The sequence below is a fragment of the Pseudomonas sp. GM102 genome, from assembly GCF_000282555.1.
Lineage (GTDB): Bacteria > Pseudomonadota > Gammaproteobacteria > Pseudomonadales > Pseudomonadaceae > Aquipseudomonas.
The window spans coordinates 20,255-40,541 of the sequence record NZ_AKJB01000067.1 but is presented as its reverse complement, the minus strand read 5'-3'; the positions used below and the strand labels follow the sequence as shown (position 1 = coordinate 40,541).

General features: G+C 59.3%; 19 protein-coding genes. 11 read left to right on the top strand and 8 right to left on the bottom strand.

Annotated features, from left to right (window positions below):
- Positions 1-44: 44 nt before the first annotated feature.
- Positions 45-269, bottom strand: coding sequence for a YgdI/YgdR family lipoprotein (locus PMI18_RS11960; protein ID WP_007902349.1), 225 nt, complete (start codon positions 267-269; stop codon positions 45-47).
- 224 nt (positions 270-493) lie between these two features.
- On the opposite strand from PMI18_RS11960, the gene PMI18_RS11965 reads away from it, so the two are divergent.
- The 3 genes from PMI18_RS11965 to PMI18_RS11975 all read left to right on the top strand — a co-directional run bounded on the left by PMI18_RS11965 (position 494) and on the right by PMI18_RS11975 (position 6,429).
- The gene (locus PMI18_RS11965) at positions 494-2,146 is read left to right on the top strand and encodes a VRR-NUC domain-containing protein (protein WP_007902347.1); all 1,653 of its coding nucleotides are present in this window, start codon (positions 494-496) and stop codon (positions 2,144-2,146) included.
- Positions 2,143-4,410: an ATP-dependent DNA helicase gene (locus PMI18_RS11970; RefSeq protein ID WP_007902345.1), complete on the top strand. Its 2,268-nt coding sequence runs from the start codon at positions 2,143-2,145 to the stop codon at positions 4,408-4,410. The genes PMI18_RS11965 and PMI18_RS11970 overlap by 4 nt, the downstream gene beginning before the upstream one ends.
- A 99-nt stretch (positions 4,411-4,509) precedes the next feature.
- Complete coding sequence (locus tag PMI18_RS11975) at positions 4,510-6,429, top strand: hybrid sensor histidine kinase/response regulator (protein ID WP_007902343.1); 1,920 nt, start codon at positions 4,510-4,512, stop codon at positions 6,427-6,429.
- A gap of 142 nt (positions 6,430-6,571) precedes the next feature.
- Here the strand turns inward: PMI18_RS11975 and PMI18_RS11980 are convergent, their stop codons facing one another.
- The 3 genes from PMI18_RS11980 to PMI18_RS11990 all read right to left on the bottom strand — a co-directional run bounded on the left by PMI18_RS11980 (position 6,572) and on the right by PMI18_RS11990 (position 9,267).
- Positions 6,572-7,048: a hemerythrin domain-containing protein gene (locus PMI18_RS11980; RefSeq protein ID WP_007902341.1), complete on the bottom strand. Its 477-nt coding sequence runs from the start codon at positions 7,046-7,048 to the stop codon at positions 6,572-6,574.
- Positions 7,049-7,253: 205 nt separating this feature from the next.
- Positions 7,254-8,600: a cation:proton antiporter gene (locus PMI18_RS11985; protein ID WP_007902340.1), complete on the bottom strand. Its 1,347-nt coding sequence runs from the start codon at positions 8,598-8,600 to the stop codon at positions 7,254-7,256.
- Between the two features lie 55 nt (positions 8,601-8,655).
- Entirely contained in the window at positions 8,656-9,267 is a 612-nt protein-coding gene (locus PMI18_RS11990) for a Yip1 family protein (protein ID WP_033036577.1), read from the bottom strand.
- 170 nt (positions 9,268-9,437) lie between these two features.
- Here PMI18_RS11990 and PMI18_RS11995 point away from each other — a divergent pair, with 170 nt between their 5' ends.
- Genes PMI18_RS11995 through PMI18_RS12005 form a run of 3 tightly spaced genes read left to right on the top strand, consistent with a single transcriptional unit; the run spans position 9,438 to position 10,919 of the window.
- Positions 9,438-9,950 (top strand): CinA family protein, encoded by a 513-nt coding sequence (locus PMI18_RS11995; RefSeq protein ID WP_007902338.1) that lies wholly within the window; start codon positions 9,438-9,440, stop codon positions 9,948-9,950.
- Positions 9,947-10,465, top strand: coding sequence for a hypothetical protein (locus tag PMI18_RS12000; protein WP_007902335.1), 519 nt, complete (start codon positions 9,947-9,949; stop codon positions 10,463-10,465). Before PMI18_RS11995 ends, PMI18_RS12000 begins: the two co-directional genes overlap by 4 nt.
- A gap of 7 nt (positions 10,466-10,472) precedes the next feature.
- Positions 10,473-10,919 (top strand): DUF421 domain-containing protein, encoded by a 447-nt coding sequence (locus PMI18_RS12005; RefSeq protein WP_007902333.1) that lies wholly within the window; start codon positions 10,473-10,475, stop codon positions 10,917-10,919.
- A 147-nt stretch (positions 10,920-11,066) separates the two neighbouring features.
- Here PMI18_RS12005 and PMI18_RS12010 read toward each other — a convergent pair whose 3' ends face one another.
- The gene (locus PMI18_RS12010) at positions 11,067-11,924 is read right to left on the bottom strand and encodes an SDR family oxidoreductase (RefSeq protein ID WP_007902330.1); all 858 of its coding nucleotides are present in this window, start codon (positions 11,922-11,924) and stop codon (positions 11,067-11,069) included.
- Positions 11,925-12,118: 194 nt separating this feature from the next.
- On the opposite strand from PMI18_RS12010, the gene trbK reads away from it, so the two are divergent.
- Entirely contained in the window at positions 12,119-12,292 is a 174-nt protein-coding gene (gene trbK / locus PMI18_RS12015) for an entry exclusion lipoprotein TrbK (RefSeq protein WP_063343699.1), read from the top strand.
- A 78-nt stretch (positions 12,293-12,370) separates the two neighbouring features.
- Here the strand turns inward: trbK and PMI18_RS12020 are convergent, their stop codons facing one another.
- A complete protein-coding gene (locus PMI18_RS12020; protein WP_033036574.1) occupies positions 12,371-13,525 on the bottom strand; it encodes a MalY/PatB family protein in 1,155 nt (384 codons plus the stop codon).
- 590 nt (positions 13,526-14,115) lie between these two features.
- On the opposite strand from PMI18_RS12020, the gene fdnG reads away from it, so the two are divergent.
- Genes fdnG through fdhE form a run of 4 tightly spaced genes read left to right on the top strand, consistent with a single transcriptional unit; the run spans position 14,116 to position 19,707 of the window.
- A complete protein-coding gene (fdnG, locus tag PMI18_RS12030) occupies positions 14,116-17,181 on the top strand; it encodes a formate dehydrogenase-N subunit alpha (RefSeq protein ID WP_157221681.1) in 3,066 nt (1,021 codons plus the stop codon).
- Positions 17,182-18,126, top strand: coding sequence for a formate dehydrogenase subunit beta (gene fdxH, locus PMI18_RS12035; RefSeq protein ID WP_007902318.1), 945 nt, complete (start codon positions 17,182-17,184; stop codon positions 18,124-18,126).
- Positions 18,123-18,776, top strand: coding sequence for a formate dehydrogenase subunit gamma (locus tag PMI18_RS12040; protein ID WP_007902314.1), 654 nt, complete (start codon positions 18,123-18,125; stop codon positions 18,774-18,776). The genes fdxH and PMI18_RS12040 overlap by 4 nt, the downstream gene beginning before the upstream one ends.
- Positions 18,777-18,780: 4 nt before the next feature.
- Positions 18,781-19,707, top strand: coding sequence for a formate dehydrogenase accessory protein FdhE (gene fdhE / locus PMI18_RS12045; RefSeq protein ID WP_007902311.1), 927 nt, complete (start codon positions 18,781-18,783; stop codon positions 19,705-19,707).
- 95 nt (positions 19,708-19,802) lie between these two features.
- Here the strand turns inward: fdhE and PMI18_RS12050 are convergent, their stop codons facing one another.
- Entirely contained in the window at positions 19,803-20,072 is a 270-nt protein-coding gene (locus PMI18_RS12050) for a type II toxin-antitoxin system RelE/ParE family toxin (protein ID WP_007902310.1), read from the bottom strand.
- The gene (gene relB, locus PMI18_RS12055; protein WP_007902309.1) at positions 20,062-20,253 is read right to left on the bottom strand and encodes a type II toxin-antitoxin system RelB family antitoxin; all 192 of its coding nucleotides are present in this window, start codon (positions 20,251-20,253) and stop codon (positions 20,062-20,064) included. The genes PMI18_RS12050 and relB overlap by 11 nt, the downstream gene beginning before the upstream one ends.
- Positions 20,254-20,287 lie beyond the last annotated feature (34 nt).

The window sequence follows — 20,287 nt, the reverse complement described above, 5'->3', positions numbered from 1 at the left end:
TTCGCGGGCAAGCCTCGCTCCTACAGGTTTTGCGTTTAATGTGGTCAGTCTTCCTTGCGAACCGTAGCCACGTCATCGGCCCGGACTTTCACTTTTGCCCCGGAAATATCTTCAAACTCAAAGAAGCCGTCCTCGGTCTTGGTATTCGGCATGTCCTTGGTCAAATACTGAGTGCCGTTCTGCAGGGTAACAACCGTTGGCGTCGAGCAACCGGCCAGGGCCAGAAAGGCCGCTACTGCCAAGGGCAAACCCAGAGTCTTGATATTCATACACACCTCTCCTTACTCAATAAAAACAGCGCGAACGCCTCGCTCGAGGTCAATCGCAACTGTGTCTCTAACGCGGTTGGTGCGATGGAATGGCAGAAAGTTCGATGGTCACCCGAAAATTGCCGAATAGCGTCGCCACTGATCCTTTTCCGTTTGCACCGGGTGGGGCATAGCTGGTATCTGTACGCATAACCAGTACTCGTTTGCCATGGCCCTTTTTGCCCGTGATTGTAAATCCTCTCGACGACCCGTTCTATTACTTGAACAACTTCATGCAAGTGCTTGATTGGCTTGAGCATCGCTATGCCGATGTATTGAGCGTCGAGGAACAGAATTTCATCCGCGACTTCAATCGACTACCCCGCGAGTCCCAGGCGCTGCTGGTCAGACTCGTGATGCGTAAGGGTGTGCATTTCAGGGCCGGCAAACTGAGTTACGTCGAGATCGGCGACATCGACAACGCTGCGGCGCCGTTGCTGGCATCGGGCTGGATCGACCAGCAGTCGCCATTGCACATCGAGGACTTGTTCGAGGTATTGCTCAAGGCCGAGATTCTCCAGTGCTTTGGCAGTGCCATCTATCAGCCCAAAGGCAAAAAGACCGATTGGTTGCCGGCCCTGAGCGAGCAGTTTCCCGAGGCGCAAAGTTTTGCCCAGTGGTGCCCGGCACTGAATGAGCGGTTGTTCAGCCTGACCGTCATGGGCCTGTGCGACCGGCTGCGGCTGATGTTCTTCGGCAATCTTTACCAGGACTGGTCGGAGTTCGTGCTGGCCGACCTGGGCATCTTTACCTACGAAAAAGTCGAGTTCTGCACCGAATCCCGAGGCTTGCGCAGTCGAGAGGACGTCGACGCCTGCCTGTTCCTGCACAGCTGTCAGCAGCGTTTCGAGGCCGGTGAAAACGTGGCGGACATAGTCGAGCAGATCAACGGGCTGCAGCTCGGCAATCCCTGGCTGCAAAGACGTCGGGGCAAACTGCTGTTCCAGATCGGCCAGCATTGCGAGCGCGTCGCGGATTTTTCCACCGCCCTGAACCTCTACCGCGAATGCGCCTACCCCGGCGCGCGTCTGCGGTTGATTCGTGTGCTGGAGCGCTGTAGCGAATATCAACTGGCCTTGGACCTGGCCACCCACGCCGAGCAAGCCCCTGAAAGCGCTGCCGAGCATCAGCATCTATCGCGTGTGCTGCCCAGGCTGCGGCGCAAACTGGGTGGGCCACCGATCAAGCGACCAGCCCCTCGGGCCATGCAGCGCCTGGACCTGCAACTGCCCAGGCACGATCCGGCGTTGTCGGTGGAGTCTTACGTTCAGGCGCATCTGGCGGACGATTCAGCGCCGGTGCATTACGTCGAGAACAGCCTGATCAATTCACTGTTCGGGTTGCTGTGCTGGCCGGCCATCTTCGCGCCGTTGCCGGGGGCGTTTTTTCACCCGTTCCAGCGCGGTCCGGTGGACCTGCTCAACGAAGACTTTCATGCGCGGCGCGCGGATCTGTTTCAGGCCTGCCTCGCTGAACTCGATGACGGGCGTTATGTGCAAACTGTCCGCGAGCGTTACAGCGCCAAGTGGGGCGTGCAGTCGCCGTTCGTATTCTGGGGCGCGCTGAGCGAGGAACTGCTGGAGCAGGCGCTCGACTGTCTGCCTGCGGAACACCTCAAGCACTGGTTCAATCGTCTTTTGCTCGACATCAAGGCCAACCGCGCCGGCATGCCGGACTTGATCCAGTTTTGGCCGCAACACAAAACCTACCGGATGATCGAAGTCAAAGGCCCCGGCGATCGGTTGCAAGACAATCAATTGCGCTGGCTGGAGTTCTGTCACGAGCACCAGATGCCGATCGCCGTCTGCTACGTGCAATGGGTGGAGCAGGGCGCGTGAGCTACAGCATTGCGGTGCGGGCGCTGTGCGAATTCACCGCGAAGGTCGGCGACCTCGACCTGCGTTTCACTCCGTCGCCGACCGCGCTGGAGGGCATCGTCGGGCATCGCACCGTAGCCTCACGGCGCAGCGAGGGTTATCAGAATGAAGTCGCGCTTGAGGGCCAGTATCGAACCTTGACCGTGAAAGGTCGGGCAGACGGCTACGATCCGGCGCAAAACTGCCTCGAAGAAATCAAGACCTACCGTGGCGACCTGAGCAAGCAACCGGCCAACCATCGGCAGCTGCACTGGGCGCAGGCGAAGATCTACGGTGGGTTGATGTGCCAGAAACTGCAGCTGGAACGCATCAATCTGGCGCTGGTGTACTTCGACATCGTCAGCGAAAAGGAAACCTGCCTGGTCGAGGCCTTCAGCGCTGCCGAGCTACAGCTGTTCTTCGAACACCACTGCGGGTTGTTCCTGCACTGGGCCGAACAGGAAATGGCCCATCGCGAAGGGCGCAATCTGGCCGCGCAACAGTTGGCATTTCCCCATACCGATTTTCGTCCCGGGCAACGGCATCTGGCCGAGTCGGTGTTCAAGGCGGTCAGCACCGGTCGCTGCCTGATGGCCCAGGCTCCGACCGGTATCGGCAAGACCGTTGGCACGCTGTTCCCGATGCTCAAGGCCTTGGCGCCGCAGCAATTGGACAAGGTGTTCTTTCTCACGGCGAAAACACCGGGGCGCAAATTGGCGCTGGATGCCGCTCAGGTCATCCTCGACAGCGCCGATGCTCCACCCTTGCGAGTTCTCGAAATGATCGCCCGGGACAAGGCTTGCGAGCACCCGGACAAGGCCTGCCATGGCGAGTCGTGCCCGTTGGCCCAGGGCTTTTATGATCGTCTGCCGGCCGCGCGTCAGGCCGCCAGCCAACTGAGCTTGTTGAATCAGAGTGCCTTGCGCGAAGTTGCCCTGCAGCATGAGATTTGCCCCTACTACCTCAGCCAGGAAATGGCCCGCTGGGCGGACGTGGTGGTCGCCGACTACAACTACTATTTCGACTTCAGTGCGCTGCTGTTCGGGCTGGCCCAGGCCAATAACTGGAACGTCGCGGTGCTGGTGGACGAAGCCCACAATCTGGTGGAGCGTGGCCGGCAGATGTACAGCGCCAGCCTCGACCAGGCGACGTTGAACAGCGTGCGAAAAACCGCGCCTGAGGCACTGAAGAGATCCTTGCAGCGGGTCAATCGCGAATGGAATGCCCTGCATGATCAGCAACTCAGCCCCTATCAGGCCTACGACAAAGCCCCGGAAAAACTCCTTCAGGCGCTGTCCTTGTGCTGCGCGAGCATCGGCGACTACCTGAACGATTACCCTCAGGGCCTGGACAGCGGCTTGCAGAATTTTTACTTCGACATGCTGCAATTCGGCCGCGTGGCTGAACTGTTCGATGAGCATTTCCTGTTCGATATCAGCAAACGCGACCTCGAGCGCAAGCGCAACCTGTCGCAGCTATGCCTGCGCAATGTTGTGCCCGCTGGTTTCATCCGCCCGCGCTTGACCGCTGCGCGTAGCACCGTGCTGTTTTCCGCCACCCTGAGCCCTCGGCATTACTACGCCGATTTGCTGGGAACACCGGCGAATACGGTCTGGATTGATGTGGAGTCGCCGTTCAGCGCCGAACAGTTGCAAGTGCACATCGTCAGCCAGATTTCGACCCGCTATGTCCACCGTCAGGCGTCCCTTGAGCCCATCGTCGAGCTGATCGCCAAACAGTTCACCCAACGCCCCGGTAACTACCTGGCGTTCTTCAGCAGCTTCGATTATTTGCAGCAAGTGGCGCAGTTGCTGGCTGAGCGGCATCCGCATATCACGCTGTGGTCGCAGTCCCGGGGCATGGGGGAAGGGCCGCGTCAGGCGTTTCTCGATCAATTCACCGTCCATAGTCAGGGCGTAGGGTTTGCGGTGCTGGGTGGCGCATTCGGCGAAGGCATCGATTTACCCGGCGCGCGGTTGATTGGTGCATTCATTGCCACCCTAGGGCTGGCGCAACTCAATCCGGTCAACGAACAGATGAAACAGCGCATGGCGGCTATTTTCGGTGCCGGGTATGACTACACCTACCTGTTTCCTGGCGTGCAGAAAGTCGTGCAAGCGGCGGGACGGGTGATTCGCACTCAGCAGGATCAAGGGGTAGTGATGCTGATCGATGACCGATTTGGCGAGAGCAAGGTCAAGCAATTGCTGCCGCGCTGGTGGTCGATGAAATCGGCGCCTTTTTAGCCTGTTGAGACGCGCCCTCACCACGTATTGGTTTTTTGGAGTTTCCAAACGAGCGGTTTGTCGCATACTCCAGAAGAACAACAACAAGGACAGGGCTCCATGAGCGATGACCGGACCAAGATCAATGCCATCGAGGAGATGCGCTTTCGTCTGCTGATCGATGCCGTGGTGGACTACGCCATCTACATGATTGACCCCGATGGCATCATCACCAGTTGGAACGCTGGCGCCAAGCGTTTCAAAGGGTATGAGGAGGCGGAGATTCTTGGTAAGCATTTCTCGCGTTTTTATACCGAAGAGGACCGCAAGGCCGGTTTGCCTCAGCGCGCCCTTGATACCGCCATTCACGAAGGGCGTTTCGAGGGCGAAGGCTGGCGGGTTCGCAAGGACGGCACGCATTTCTGGTCCCACGTCATCATCGATCCCATTCTCGATCCGTCGGGCAAATTGCTGGGTTTTGCCAAGATCACCCGGGATTTGACCGACCGCAAAATGGCCGAAGAAACCCTCAAGCAAAGCGAGCAGCAGTTCCGGCTGCTGGTGCAAAGCGTCACCGACTACGCCATCTACATGCTCGCCCCGGATGGACGCGTGACCAACTGGAATCTGGGGGCTCAGCGAATCAAGGGCTACCGGCCCGAAGAAGTGATCGGCCAGCATTTCTCGATGTTTTACACCCCTGAAGACCGCGAAGCCGGTGAACCCCGGCGTGCGCTGGAGATCGCTACACGCGAGGGGCGATTCGAAAACAAGGCCTGGCGCGTGCGCAAGGACGGCACGCAGTTTTTCGCGCATGTCGTGGTCGACCCGATTTGGGGCGAAACTGGCACGTTGCTCGGATTTGCCAAGATCACTCGGGACATCACCGAGGTGACCCAAGCCCAGCAAGCCCTTGAGAAAACCCGCGAAGCGTTGTTTCAGGCGCAAAAGATGCAGGCCATCGGTCAACTCAGCGGGGGGATTGCCCACGACTTCAATAACCTGCTGACCGTTATTCTCGGCAATCTGGAAATCGTTCGTAAACGAGCAGCGGACGACCCGAGAATTACCCGTTTGCTCGACAATGCCACTCAAGGCGCCTTGCGCGGCGTTTCCCTGACCCAGCGCATGTTGGCGTTTGCCAGACGTCAGGAGCTTAAGACTGAATCCGTCGAAATCCCGACGTTGATACAGGGGATTACCGGGCTATTGCGCAGCTCTCTGGGGCCGGCGGTGAGCATAGAAACATGCTTTACGCCTGGACTTGAACCGGTCATGGCCGACGTCAATCAGCTGGAACTGGCGGTGCTGAATCTGGCGACCAACGCCCGCGATGCCATGCCTGACGGCGGGAAACTCATCATCAGCGCCCTGACACATGAGGTCCACGATCAGAAGCTGTCCCTGACGGCTGGCCGTTATGTCTGCCTGAGTGTCACGGATACGGGGGAGGGTATGGATGACGCTACCCTGGCGTCGGCCATGGACCCCTTCTTCACCACCAAAGGCGTCGGCAAAGGCACTGGCCTGGGGTTATCGATGGTTCATGGGTATATGGAGCAATTGGGAGGACGCTTCAGTCTGAAAAGCCGGAAGGATGTCGGCACCACGGCTGAACTCTGGTTACCCGTTGCACTCGCCAACGCGGCCACCGCCCCCCCTATCGAGGAGGCAGCCATGTCGCGGGTGCCTCGCCTGTGTGTGTTGGTCGTGGACGACGACAGCCTGGTGTTGACCAGTACCAGCCTGTTGCTCGAGGACCTCGGCCATCGGGTGATCAGTGCCTCGTCCGGCGCGCAGGCGCTGGAGCTATTCGACAGTGAGCCCGCGATTGACCTGGTCATTACGGACATGGCGATGCCCAAAATGAACGGCGAGCAATTGGCGCAGATTATCCGCAATATCAGGCCACAACTGCCGATCATCCTCGCCACCGGTTACGCCGAGCGTCTGGAAGGCTTGGCGGCCAGACTCCCACGCCTGTCCAAACCCTTTACCCAACTCAATCTGGTGGAAATCATTGCCTTGGTGATGAAGTGATAGTCGGGAGCAAATTGGACATGGATATGTAGGAGCCAGGCTTGCCGGCGAAGGCGTCCTTGAGAGCGCCTTCGCCAGCAAGTCGGATCGCCGCACCGCTGGCTCCTACGAAAAGCGGTTCTCCGGGCCTGTGCTATCCCCATCAAGCCGCGAGATTAGACGCACCCAGTTCTTTTTTGTAGCGGGCTTTCAAGCTTTCCATTTCGCTACCCAATTCGTCGAGCGTCGCTTTGCCCAGCAGCTTTTTGGCCTGAGGAAACATTTCCTTTTCCTCTTCTTCGATGTGATGTTCCAGCAACTCCTTGACCACTTTCACTCGACCGGCGAATTCGATGCTGGAGGGGTCAGTGGTTTTCAGGTCGGGAAGCACCAGCGAATCGACGGTGCGATGTTCTTCCTTGGCTTCGTAATACATCACATCCTGTTCCTTGCCCCCGGCCTTTTTATACGCCGGGTACAAGACTTCTTCTTCCAGGCGGGTATGGATCTTGATTTCCATTTCCAGTTTGGCCAGCAACTCGGTGCGTTTTTTCACCCCACGTTCAGTGGACTCGCTCAACTGGGCCAGGATCCCTTTTACGCGTTCATGGTCGGTTTTCAACAGGTCAATGGCGTTCATGATCGAACCTCTTGTTTAGTCACGGGTCAAGCGCAAACGGTCTTCCTGCCGTTGTCGCTCACACTGCTGGAGCATTTCCCGTGCCTGTTTTAAAAGTTAAGAAAACCCAAATAAAAACAATCGGTTGTGATGGTTTTTAACAAGCCATTATCGTGCAGCCTGCATGAATCCAGTTTGCTGTTCAGTGCAGGTTGACCGACCTTCGTCAGACGTCCGGGTGATTGCGCCGCTCATAACGGGTCAGCATCGGTTGAGTACTGATGCCATGCGCCAGAATGCTGAGCGCCACTACCGACAACGTCAGGTCAGTGCACAGTGTCGCCGCTGCCGGACCGAGGTCATGGTTCAAGGCGTAGAACAGGTAGTAAAAGCTCCCGATCCCGCGAATCCCGAACCAGCCGATCAACAGCCGCTGGCGACCGTCCAGCAGGCGCCCCCACGGCATGATCCCTACACACAAGGGGCGAATGGCACAGAACAACACCAGTGCAACCACCAACGCTCGCCAATCCCAATGGCCCACCAGCACCACGCCCAGCAGAGTGACCAAAAACACCTCCATGGCTCGTTCCACCAAACTGCCAAATGCCAGCATGTCGCCCATCATGATGCCGGCCGCGACCTGGGTTTCTGGCAGATTCGCCACGTCGCCGTGGACGGCAGCCTCAGGCTCGACGTTCTGGTGGCCGACCACCGGTTGCACCAGATGCTCGGCGGGGATCCGTGCGTCGCCGGTGGATTTGACTTCAGCTTGTCGCAACCCCAGGCCGGCGGCGAATACCGACAGAAAGCCATAGCCATGGATCTCTTCGGCCGCGACATAAGCGAGGGCGATCAGGGCCAGCGTCAGGTAATCGTTGGGAGAAATGGTGCTGTCGGCATTGCGGATGCGCATCGACAAGGTCAAGCGACCGATGCCGTGGCCCATCCAGTAACCGATGAACAAACCGGCAGGCACGGCCCACAGCACACTTTTCAACGCCCACTCACCGAGCCAGGCGTCGCTGTTGCCGCTCTGTTGCACAAACAGCAAGCCGAGGATCACGAAAGGGAAGGCGATGCCGTCGTTGAGGCCCGCCTCACCGGTGAGCCCGAAACGCACCGAGTCGTAATCCCTGGCGTCGTTGACCTGCACCAGCGAGGCCAGTACCGGATCGGTGGGGGCCAGAATCGCCCCGATCAGCAACGACGGCCCCCACGCCAGGGCAAAACCGTAATGCAGTAGCAGGCAGACGCCAATGATGGTCAAGATCATCACCGGTCCCGCCAGGCCGAACGCCACCCGCCATCGAAGATCCTTCAGTGGCAGGCGCAATTTGAGTCCGCAGACAAACAGCGAAAAGAGCACCGCGACTTCCGTCAGGTGCTCCATCCAGATCGCCGCGTCCTTGATGTCCAGCTTCAACAAGCCCAGGCCACCCGGACCGATCGCCACGCCCAGCGCCAGGCACACCGCCGATGTGGTCACCGGCATCCAGCGCAGATAGGACGAGGTCAGTGCCAGGGTTAGCAGCACCGCACCCAACACCGCCACCCATACAATAAAGCTCATGCCCGGTTCTCGGAGGTGTACCGCCGATCGCCGGCGGATGGCGGACTCAGGAAAATCAAACGCCAGTCACGCGCACGTACTCGGGTCCCAGGTAGTTGAACCAGAGCAGAATCATCTCCACCAAAATAGTCACCAGCACCAATAGCCCGACGCCCCATACGCTCGCCGCATTCAGCAGGCCTTGCTCCTTGCGCTCGTGCATGAAGATCGGCAAACCGACGAACAGCAAAAACGTTGAATAGAGGGAGGCCGCCCCCAGCACGGTGATCGCCAGCCAGCGACTCGGATAGAGCCCGGCAATACCTGCAAGGAAGAACGGGGTGACGGTATAGGCGGCAAAACCGATGCACTGATTGACGGTGGGGCGTGAGTCGAAGGTGCGCGACATCCAGCGGATGAACAGCCCCATCAGCACCACGCCGACGATGATGCTCAGGTACAGCAGCCCACAGAGTTGCAGGGCGCTGGCGGCACTGAGTTTGACCGTTTCGTTTTCGGCCAGGCTCCAGCCGACGTAAGTGGTCCCGATAAACAGGCACACGGCGGGAATCAAGGCGAGCACCAGCAAATGAGCGAGGTAATGGCGCGGATGCGCTTCCTCATCCTTACGAATATCTGTCCAGACGAAATTGGGCTGAGTGAACAGCCTGACGAAATGTGCGGACATGACGACCTCCAGATACAAGCGGCCCGGCATAGGGGCCCCTAAAAGTATTGAGGTGCATCCGTCGCCGGGGGTTCATTTTTTATCGGGTGCCCCAAGAGCGGTCGGCTGGAGGGAATGTTTACAAACCACGAAGGTCAACCGAGCAGTTCCTCTTGCCTGGGTGCCTGGTCATGAACGTCAGCCAATCCGTCGTCGAATATTTGCGGCAACACGACTTGCGACTGACGACGGCAGAATCCTGTACCGCTGGAAAAATCGTGACTTTACTGGCCGAGGTGCCGAACAGCGGGGACCTGATCGAGAGCGGCTATGTGGTTTATTCCTCCGAAGCCAAGCAGCGATTGCTTAACGTCAGCCCCGATACGATCAAAACCTTCAACCTGACCAGTTGCGAAGTGGCGTGCGAAATGGCCTTGGGAGCATTGCGTGACAGCCCCGCCAATGTCGCGGTCGCCACCACCGGCATTTTGGGACCGGAGGATATCGACGGGATTCCGGCCGGCACCGTCTGTTTTGCCTGGGCGTACCAGACCGAGCGAGGGAAGCGCGTATTCACTCACCAGCACCGGTTTTTCGGGTCACGCAGCCGGGTGCAGTTACTGGCCGCTGAACATGCCTTGAAGCGGGTGTCGTTTTTTCATCAACGTGCATTGGCCGGTGAACAAGGCCAGGTCACACCATGAACAACGAATCGCGCCGCGACGAGCATCACAGCCGTGATTACCCGGTGCGCGAAGACATGGCCTATCAGGTCAAGGTCTGGCGATTCGAGCGCTGGGGCTGGTACGTGATGGTGCTGCTGGTGGTGTTGGCGTTGCTCGGCTTGTTTTCCCGTGGCCCGCTCAGCTCCCAAGACGTTCACGGCAGCGATGGCAAGGTACGGGTGGAGTACGAGATGTTCCACCGTCATGGCTCGACCAATCCGATGAAGGTCAGTGTGATCGGCCGGCCGGATGCCACGGTTGAACTGGAACTGAACGGGAAACTGCTAGAGGGCTTCGAAATCGAAACCCTGCAACCGGAACCTGTGCATGCACTCAGTGGTGAGCAGGGCATGAAACTGTGGGTACAAACGGACGCGCAAGGGCAGGCCAGTCTTTACCTGACTTTGCGTGGCGAGGGGCTGGGTCTGTTTCGCAGCCAAATCGCCTCGCCCGGGGCAGCCCCCGTCAAGGTGGATCAATTCATTTTCCCTTAGGTGATTTATGGATTCGGTATTGCGCGCAGTCGTGATGTACCTGGCGTTAATGGTGCTGTTCAAGATTGCCGGTCGGCGCTCGCTGGCCGAACTGACGACGTTTGATTTCGTGCTCCTGATGATCATCGGCGAGGCGACCCAACAAGCGCTGGTGGGCAATGATTTTTCCCTGACCAATTCGATGCTGGTGATCGTTACGCTGATTGCCATCGATGTCGGGCTTTCATTGCTCAAACAGCGCTCGCAATGGGTGCAGCGGCTGATCGATGGCGGGCCGACGACCATTGTCGAAAACGGCAAGATCCTGCACGAACGCCTGCGCCATGCGCGACTGGTGGAAGCGGATGTCATGGAGGCTGCGCGATCGAGTCAGGGCATTGAAACCCTTGAACAGATCAAATTTGCCATCATCGAGCGCAACGGCAAGATATCGGTGATTGCTCAAGAGCCCTGATTTCTTGGGTAAGCCCCAATGCCAGTCAGTTAAGCGAATGAACCGCTTTTCGTAGGAGCCAGGCTTGCCGGCGAAGGCGTCCTTAAGAGCGCCTTCGCCGGCAAGCCTGGCTCCTACAGGGGCCGAATGCAGTCTGTGCCGGTTGCATCAAAGCATCGGTTTGCCGCCCGTGACGCCATACCGTTGCCCGGTGATGTAGCTGGCTTCATCCGAGGCCAGCAACACATAGATCGGCGCGACTTCCACCGGTTGGCCGGGGCGGCCGAGCGGGGTTTGCGAGCCGAAGTTTTGCACGTCTTCCTCGGGCATGGTCGAGACGATCAGCGGCGTCCAGATCGGCCCCGGTGCCACGCTGTTCACCCGGATGTTCTTGGGTCCCAGCATCTGTGCCAGGCCGGCGGAAAAGTTGGCAATCGCGCCCTTGGTGGTCGCGTAGGCCAGCAATGTCGGCTTGGGCATGTCGGAGTTGACCGAACTGGTGTTGATGATCGAACTGCCGGGCTTCATGTGTTTCAGCGCCGCCTGACAGAGCCTGAACATGGCGGTGATGTTCACATCGAAGGTCATCACCCATTCTTCGTCCGGGATGTCTTCAATGTTTTCGTGGGTCATCTGGAAGGCGGCGTTGTTGACCAGAATGTCGATCCGGCCAAAGCGCTCCACCGTTTTATCCACCAGCGCCTGGCAGTGCGCTTTGTGCGCCACATCGCCGGGAAGCAGCAGGCATTGACGACCGGCCTGCTCGACCCAACGTGCGGTTTCCTGCGCATCTTCAGTTTCATTCAAGTAGGCCACCACCACATCCGCGCCTTCCCGGGCGAATGCAATCGCCACTGCACGGCCGATGCCGCTGTCGGCACCGGTGATCAGGGCAATCTTGCCCTCCAGCCGACCCGAACCCTTGTAGCTCTGCTCGCCACAATCCGGATAAGGGTCCATTTTCATCTGGACTCCGGGGACTGGCTGGCTTTGTTTCGGGAAGGGTGGTTTTGGATAGTCAGTCATCGGGAAATCTCCTCTGTTCAAAGCAAAAGATTCAAGCGGTACCAGCGCTCGTTGAGGGTTGACCCCGGTCTTTTGTCTTGAGTTCGGTTGGATTTCCGACGGGTTTAGCGCAGAGGAAAGTTCGCTGTTCCTGCATACACTCAACTCATGAGTTAGGCTCAATGCGACGCAAGAAACTCGATGAGGAGTTGCTCATGAACACTCAATCGCTAATTGCACTGGCACTCTCGTTGGCATGTCTCGCTGGCTGCGAAAACAAATACGATGTGAACGAGAAAAATTGCGAGCCGAAAAACTTCATGAAGCTGCCGGACGATCAGAAGCGGGAAGCCTTTATCAAGGCTTGCTTGGAGCGCATAACGCCTTGAACAGGATTCGATGCTGCGCCTATCGCCCATAAAAAACCCGATGCACAGGCATCGGGTTTTCGGCATCAACCCGGGCTGTCAGGCCTGGCGGTTACGCAAACTACGCTCCATCCGCGCGATCCCTTCTTCCAGCAGCGCCCTTGGGCAACCAAAGTTCAGGCGCACGAATTGCTGGGCGTGATCGCCGAAATCCAGCCCTGCGCTCAGCCCGACTTTCGCTTGCTCAAGGAAGAATTGCTGCGGGTTATCCAGCGTCAGCGCCGTGCAGTCGAGCCATGCCAGGTAAGTGCCCTGAGGGATGTTCATGGTCACACCCGGCAACCGCGTGCGAACCGCCTCCACCAGATAATCCCGATTGCTTTGCAGGTAAGCCATGAGCTCGGTTAACCACGGGCCGCCTTCGCTGTAGGCAACGCGGGTGGCTTCCAGGCCCAGCGGGTTGACGCTGTCGACCATGCCGCAGCGAGCGCTGTTGACCCGATGACGCAGTGCCGCGTCCTGAATGATCATGAACGCGGTCTTCAAACCGGCGATGTTGTAAGCCTTGCTCGCCGACATCAGGGTGATGGTGCGCTGGGCGATCTGCGGGCTGAGCGAGGCGGTCGGAATGTGTACGCGCCCGTCGAAGCACAACTCGGAGTGGATCTCGTCGGAGATGATCCAGGCGTCCTGCCCCAGGCAAATGTCGGCGACCGCTTGCAGTTCCTCACGCGGGAAGACCTTGCCCAGCGGGTTATGCGGGTTGCTCAGCAGCAGCGCGCCGCCCCCTTGCAGTGCCTGGCGCAAGGCATCGAGTGGCGTCGCATAGGTGCCATCGGCCAACGCGTCGAAATCCAGTTCGACCTTGTTCAGCTGCCAGTGGCCCGGCGCATGGCGCAGCGGCGGGTAGTTTGGTGTCTGCACGACCACGTTCTGCTGCGGCTGAACCAGCGCGTTCAGGGCCATGTTGAACCCCGACTCAATACCCGGCAGGAATATCAGCTCCTGAGGTTGCACGCGCCAGGCGTACTTGCTCCACAGGTCGGCGACGATGGCCTCACGCAAATCATCCTGAGCCACGCTGTAACCGAGCATCGGATGTTCCAGGCGTTTTTGCAGCGCCTGAATGATCGCTGGCGGCGCGGCAAAGTCCATGTCGGCGACCCACATCGGCAACACGTCGGCCGGGTAACGGCTCCATTTGGTACTGCCGGTGCCATGGCGGTCGAACACCTGATCAAAATCGAAAGTCATGCTCAGTCTCATAAAAGGCAGGGGGTTAATCCGGTGGTCATGATAAGCGCCAAACCCTGTGGGCGCGACCTGTGGCGAGGGGGCTTGCCCCCGTTCGGCTGCGAAGCAGTCGTAAAACCTATACATGCGATTTAACTTTGAAATGGGGGGCGCTTCGCACCCCAACGGGGGCAAGCCCCCTCGCCACAAGGCCCCCTCGCCACAGGTCGCTCCCATTAATTGTGTTTCCGGCTGGCTTGCGGAACTACCCGACTGTCGGTTTTCACACAGCATAAAACAGCATTGTCTACAGTTTAAAGTGGCGGTAGTTCCGTTGCCGTCACCGTGATCGTCCAGAAAAACCCGGCCAACGCACAGTGCCAGGCAGTTAAGCGAAATCCCTGTGGGAATGGACTGTGGTGAGGGGGCTTGCCCCCGTTGGGTCGCGAAGCGACCCCGGCATTTCAAAGTCAAACCGCATGTAATGGGTTAACGACTGCTTCGCAGCCGAACGGGGGCAAGCCCCCTCGCCACACAAGCCCGCTCCCACAGGGGCCGCGAATTGACTGACTGGTCAATGCACCGGGTTTCCACCTGATCAGGAGTGCACGATGGACCTCAACCGTCGTCAGTTCTTCAAGGTCGCTGGTCTCGGCCTTGCGGGCTCAAGCCTCGGCGCGCTGGGCATGGCCCCGACGCCCGCTTTCGCCGAACAAGTGCGTCATTTCAAGCTCGCCCATACCCATGAAACCCGCAACACCTGCCCGTACTGCTCGGTCGGTTGCGGCTTGATCATGTACAGCCAGGGTGACAACGCGAAGAATGTCGCCCAAAGCATCATCCACATCGAAGGCGATGCCGACCACCCCGTCAATCGCGGCACCCTCTGCCCCAAAGGCGCAGGCCTGCTCGATTTCATTCACAGCCCCAGTCGTCTTCAGTACCCGCAGGTGCGCAAGCCTGGCAGCACGGAATGGACGCGAATCTCCTGGGATGAAGCACTGGATCGCATCGCCGACCTGATGAAGGCCGACCGCGACGCCCACTTCATCGAGAAGAACGCCCAAGGGCAAACGGTGAATCGCTGGCTGACCACCGGTTTCCTCGCGGCGTCGGCATCGTCCAACGAAGCGGGTTACATCACCCACAAGGTGATTCGCAGTCTCGGCATGCTGGGGTTCGATAACCAGGCACGTGTCTGACATGGCCCGACGGTGGCAAGTCTTGCCCCGACGTATGGCCGTGGTGCCATGACCAACCACTGGACCGATATCGCCAACGCGAATCTGGTTCTGGTGATGGGTGGCAATGCCGCCGAAGCGCACCCTTGCGGTTTCAAATGGGTGACCGAAGCCAAAGCCCATAACAAGGCGCGGCTGATTGTGGTCGACCCGCGTTTCACCCGTACCGCCTCGGTAGCCGACTATTACGCGCCGATCCGCACCGGCACCGACATTGCCTTCATGGGCGGGCTGATCAATTACCTGCTGACCGAAGACAAGATCCAGCACGAATACGTGCGCGCCTATACGGACGTGTCGTTCATCGTCAAGGCCAACTACGGCTTCGAGGACGGCTTGTTCAGCGGTTACGACGCGAGCAAGCGCATCTACACCGACAAGTCTGGCTGGGGCTACGAAATCGGCGAGGACGGTTTCGCAAAAGTCGACCCGACCCTGCAAGATCCACGCTGCGTCTACCAATTAATGAAGCAGCATTACAGCCGCTACACCCTGGAGCTGGCCAGTCAGGTCTGCGGCATGCCCGTGGACGCGATGAAGAAAATCTGGGAGGAGATCGCCACCTGCTCGCAACCGGGCAAAACCATGACGATTCTCTACGCGCTGGGCTGGACCCAGCATTCGACCGGCTCGCAGATGATCCGCAGCGCGGCTATGGTCCAACTGCTGTTGGGCAACGTCGGCATGCCGGGCGGGGGCGTCAATGCCTTGCGCGGGCACTCCAACATCCAGGGCCTGACCGACCTGGGCTTGCTGTCCAACCTGCTGCCCGGTTACCTGACCCTGCCGGCCGAGGCCGAACAGGATTACAACGCCTACATCGCCAAACGTGCACTCAAGCCGTTGCGCCCTGGGCAGATGTCTTACTGGCAGAACTACGGCAAGTTCCACGTCAGCCTGATGAAAGCCTGGTACGGCGCCAATGCCACCGCCGAGAATCACTGGGGCTACGACTGGCTGCCCAAGCTGGACATCCCCGGCTACGACATCCTGAAAATGTTCGACATGATGGGCAAGGGAGAGGTCAATGGCTATATGTGCCAGGGCTTTAACCCGATCGCCGCGTTGCCGGACAAGAACCGTGTAATGAAGGCGCTGGCCAAGCTCAAGTGGCTGGTGGTGATGGACCCACTGGCCACCGAAACCTCGGAGTTCTGGCGCAACGCCGGGCCTTACAACGATGTGCAAACAGCCGAGATCCAGACCGAAGTCATTCGCCTGCCCACCACCTGTTTCGCCGAAGAAAATGGTTCGCTGGTCAACAGCGGCCGGTGGCTGCAATGGCACTGGAAGGGTGCCGATGGCCCGGGGCAAGCGCGCACCGACGTGAAGATCATGGCCGAGCTGTTCCTGCGCTTGCGCAAGCGTTACCAGGCCAACGGTGGTGCCTGGGCCGAGCCGATCCTCAAGCTCGACTGGCCGTACAAAGTGCCGGATGACCCGACGTCGGAAGAGCTGGCCCGGGAATTCAACGGCTACGCCGTATCCGATGTCACCGACGCTTCGGGCGCGGTGGTCAAGGCCGGTCAGCAGCTGTCCGGCTTCGGCCAACTCAAGGACGATGGCAGCACGGCATCCGGGTGCTGGATCTTCTGCGGCAGCTGGACCGAGCAGGGCAACAACATGGCCCGGCGTGACAACAGCGATCCTTTCGGCATGAAGCAGAACCTGGGCTGGGCTTGGGCCTGGCCGATGAACCGGCGGATTCTCTACAACCGTGCCTCTTGCGACCCTCAAGGCAAACCGTGGGACGCCAACAAGCGGCTGGTGTGGTGGAACGGCAAGGTCTGGACCGGCACCGACGTGCCTGACTACAAGGCCGATGTGCCGCCGGAAGCCGGGATGAACCCGTTCATCATGAACCCCGAAGGCGTGGCGCGTTTCTTCGCCCTCGACAAGATGAACGAAGGGCCGTTCCCGGAACACTATGAACCGTTCGAGACGCCCATCGGCATCAACCCGATGCACCCCAACAACAAGCAGGCGACCAGCAACCCGGCCGGGCGGATCTTCGATTCCGTCTGGGACACCCTCGGGCAGGCCAAGGACTTCCCTTATGCGGCGACCAGCTACCGGCTGACCGAACACTTCCACTTCTGGACCAAGCATTGCCCGATCAACGCCGTGACCCAGCCTGAGCAGTTCGTAGAGATCGGCGAAGTGCTGGCCAAGGAGAAAGGCATTGCGGCCGGTGACCGGGTAAGGGTCAGCTCCAAGCGCGGGCATATCGAAGCGGTGGCGGTGGTGACCAAGCGGATTCGTCCGCTGCAGGTCAACAATCAGGTGGTGCACCAGATCGGTATCCCGTTGCACTGGGGCTTCACCGGCGCTACCCGTCACGGTTACCTGACCAACACCCTGGTGCCGTTCCTCGGCGATGGCAACACACAGACCCCGGAATCCAAGTCATTCCTGGTCAACGTGGAGAAAATCTAAATGGCCAGCCAAGACATCATCGCCCGCTCGGCCACCACCACTGTGCCGCCCTCGGTGCGCACGCAAGAGGAAGTGGCCAAGCTGATCGACACCACCAAATGCATCGGCTGCAAGGCCTGCCAGGTCGCCTGCTCGGAATGGAACGAGCTGCGCGACGACGTCGGTCATAACCTCGGCACCTACGACAACCCTCAAGACCTCAGCGCAGATACGTGGACCTTGATGCGCTTCACCGAGCATGAAACCGACGCCGGCAACCTCGAATGGCTGATTCGCAAGGACGGCTGCATGCACTGCGCCGAGCCCGGCTGCCTGGCGGCGTGCCCCAGCCCCGGCGCGATCATCAAGCACGCCAACGGCATCGTCGATTTCGATCAGGACCACTGCATCGGCTGCGGCTATTGCATCACCGGTTGCCCGTTCAACATTCCGCGCATCTCGCAAAAGGATCACAAAGCCTATAAATGCACACTGTGTTCGGACCGGGTGGCGGTGGGGCTGGAGCCGGCCTGTGTGAAAACCTGCCCGACCGGCGCCATCGTTTTCGGCAGTAAGGAAGACATGAAAGAACACGCCGCCGAACGTATCGTCGACCTCAAGAGTCGCGGTTTCGAAAATGCCGGTTTATATGACCCCGCAGGCGTCGGTGGCACCCACGTCATGTATGTGCTGCACCATGCCGACACGCCCAGGTTGTATGCCGGGTTACCGGATCACCCGGCGATCAGTCCGCTGGTGGACCTGTGGAAAGGCCTGAGCAAACCCCTGGCGTTGCTGGCCATGGGCGCGGCGGTGCTGGCCGGGTTCTTCCACTACGTGCGCGTTGGGCCGCAGTTGGTCGAGGAAGACGAACATCCCGTCACCCTCGACCCGGCGGTGCATGAGTTCGATCCATCGGTGCACACCTTTGATCCGACGAAACCCGGCGGGGAGGACAGGCCATGAACGACAAACCGATCCTGCGCTACACCGCCAACCAGCGCACCAATCACTGGCTGGTGGCGATTCTGTTTCTCGCGGCCGCGCTGTCGGGGCTGGCCTTGTTCCACCCGGGACTGTTCTGGCTCAGCAACCTGTTTGGCGGCGGTTCGTGGACGCGCATTTTGCATCCGTACATGGGCGTGGCGATGTTTGTGCTGTTCCTCGGCCTGGTGTTCAGCTTCTGGCGGGCGAATTACTTCAGCGCCAACGACCGGTTGTGGCTCAGGCGCGTCGGGACTGTCATGCGTAACGAAGAGGAGGGCGTGCCGCCGATCGGCAAGTACAACCCGGCGCAGAAGCTGCTGTTCTGGGTGTTGCTGATCTGCATGCTGGTGCTGTTGTTCAGCGGCTTGGTGATCTGGCGTGCCTGGTTCAGCGCGTACTTCGGCATCACCGGTATTCGCTGGGCGATGCTGCTGCATGCGCTGGCGGGTTTCATCCTGGTGCTGAGCATCATCGTCCACGTCTACGCCGGCATCTGGATTCGCGGCTCGGTCCACGCCATGGTGCGTGGCCGGGTCAGCCGCGCCTGGGCGAGAAGACACCATGAGCTCTGGTACCGGGAAGTGACCGGTGACGAGACGCCTGAACGACCGATCACAAAAAAAGGATGACCCCTTGGCGACGATCCTCGAGCCTGGGCAGATAGAAGCGGCGGCGAGTTCACCGCCGTTTCTGTACCTGCCACCGAACAATCTGTTCACCTTGCGTGCGCTGCGCCTGGAACGCCTGGCCGACGGGCATCCCATGGCGGACTATCTGCGCTTGATCGCGGGGCTGTGCCACGTTCAGCAGAACCTGATGGACGATCCGCCCGTGACGACCCTGCCCGATCCCGAACGCCTGCGGGTGTGCATGGAACATGGCTTGCCACCGTTCGCCGCCGACAGTCTGGTGCGCGAAAATGTTTGGCTGCCGTATCTCGAAGCCTTGTTGCAACGCTATCAACCACCGCCACAATCGGCGGTAGAAAACGCCGTGGCGACGTTGCGCAGTGCCAACCCGGGGCTGCTCAAAGCCTGGGCGATTGCCTTGGTCAGCGGCCAGTATTCAATGCTGCCGGCAGAGTTGGTGCCGTTCCTCGGTGCAGCGCTGCAAGCGGCCTGGAGCCATTGGCTGCTGAGCACACCCAACCTTGAACTCAAGCGCGGCGACAGCCTCAGCCAATGCCCGGCCTGCGGTTCGCCGGCGATGGCCGGGGTGATTCGTCATCGCGGCAAATACAACGGTTTGCGTTATCTGGTGTGCTCGTTGTGCGCCTGCGAATGGCATGCGGTACGGGTCAAATGCGTGTATTGCGAACAGAGCAAGGGTCTTCAATACGTCAGCTTCGAGGATGACCGTCACGCTGCCAATCAGGCACCGTTGCGGGCGGAAGTCTGCCCCGGCTGCAACAGCTACCTGAAACTGATCTACCTGGAAAACGATGCCGAAGCCGAAGCACTTTCGGCAGACCTGTCCAGCCTGACGCTGGACATGCGCCTGGAGCAGGAAGGCTACCAGCGTCTATCGCCGAATCTGATGCTGGCACCCGGAGGTGACTGAGCCTGTCCCCTTGATGTTCAGGCTTGAAATAAATCCCACCCAATAAGCGAGCCACGAAGCGTGCTGGTCAAATCCGATGCAAATAACTGGTCGAGTCAGGGGTATTCCTGCCTGGCATGCAAAACGGTCAAGATCTCGATTCGATCCGTCACCCGGTAGACCACCAAGTAATTGGGATGCACAACAATTTCCCGCGTACCGGGTACACGACCAAATCGATAAAGGTAGGGATGTTGCGGAAGGGCCGAGGTAGCAACCTCAATGGCTTGGTACAGTTCGCTCGCCGCTACAAGGTGGCGGTCGCCAATATAATCAATGATTTGCCACAGTTCAGCCCGCGCTTCGGGTCGCCACTCAACCAGCATCGCGCTTATTGCGCTTGGCTTCGAGAAGGGATCGCATATCAGCCATTACCTGATCGTGCGGGACATTCGGGCGTGGATCATCGAGCGACGCCTGCACTTTGGCACGGAACCAACGGTCGTAGCTGGCGGCCTGCTCTTCGGTTTCAAACTCTGAAACGATGGGGGAAAGTTCGGCGCTCATAGTGACCTCCGGGATCAATACTTAGCAGTCTAAT

Bases quoted from the DNA above. Each gene is read 5' to 3' on its own strand.
- PMI18_RS12040 (WP_007902314.1), top strand. From the start codon at position 18,123: ATGAACGACAAACCGATCCTGCGCTACACCGCCAACCAGCGCACCAAT.
- PMI18_RS11960 (WP_007902349.1), bottom strand. From the start codon at position 269: ATGAATATCAAGACTCTGGGTTTGCCCTTGGCAGTAGCGGCCTTTCTG.
- PMI18_RS12005 (WP_007902333.1), top strand. From the start codon at position 10,473: ATGGATTCGGTATTGCGCGCAGTCGTGATGTACCTGGCGTTAATGGTG.
- fdxH (WP_007902318.1), top strand. From the start codon at position 17,182: ATGGCCAGCCAAGACATCATCGCCCGCTCGGCCACCACCACTGTGCCG.
- PMI18_RS11975 (WP_007902343.1), top strand. From the start codon at position 4,510: ATGAGCGATGACCGGACCAAGATCAATGCCATCGAGGAGATGCGCTTT.
- trbK (WP_063343699.1), top strand. From the start codon at position 12,119: ATGAACACTCAATCGCTAATTGCACTGGCACTCTCGTTGGCATGTCTC.
- PMI18_RS11995 (WP_007902338.1), top strand. From the start codon at position 9,438: ATGAACGTCAGCCAATCCGTCGTCGAATATTTGCGGCAACACGACTTG.
- PMI18_RS11990 (WP_033036577.1), bottom strand. From the start codon at position 9,267: ATGTCCGCACATTTCGTCAGGCTGTTCACTCAGCCCAATTTCGTCTGG.
- PMI18_RS11985 (WP_007902340.1), bottom strand. From the start codon at position 8,600: ATGAGCTTTATTGTATGGGTGGCGGTGTTGGGTGCGGTGCTGCTAACC.
- PMI18_RS12010 (WP_007902330.1), bottom strand. From the start codon at position 11,924: ATGACTGACTATCCAAAACCACCCTTCCCGAAACAAAGCCAGCCAGTC.
- PMI18_RS12020 (WP_033036574.1), bottom strand. From the start codon at position 13,525: ATGACTTTCGATTTTGATCAGGTGTTCGACCGCCATGGCACCGGCAGT.
- relB (WP_007902309.1), bottom strand. From the start codon at position 20,253: ATGAGCGCCGAACTTTCCCCCATCGTTTCAGAGTTTGAAACCGAAGAG.
- PMI18_RS11980 (WP_007902341.1), bottom strand. From the start codon at position 7,048: ATGAACGCCATTGACCTGTTGAAAACCGACCATGAACGCGTAAAAGGG.
- PMI18_RS12050 (WP_007902310.1), bottom strand. From the start codon at position 20,072: ATGCTGGTTGAGTGGCGACCCGAAGCGCGGGCTGAACTGTGGCAAATC.
- PMI18_RS12000 (WP_007902335.1), top strand. From the start codon at position 9,947: ATGAACAACGAATCGCGCCGCGACGAGCATCACAGCCGTGATTACCCG.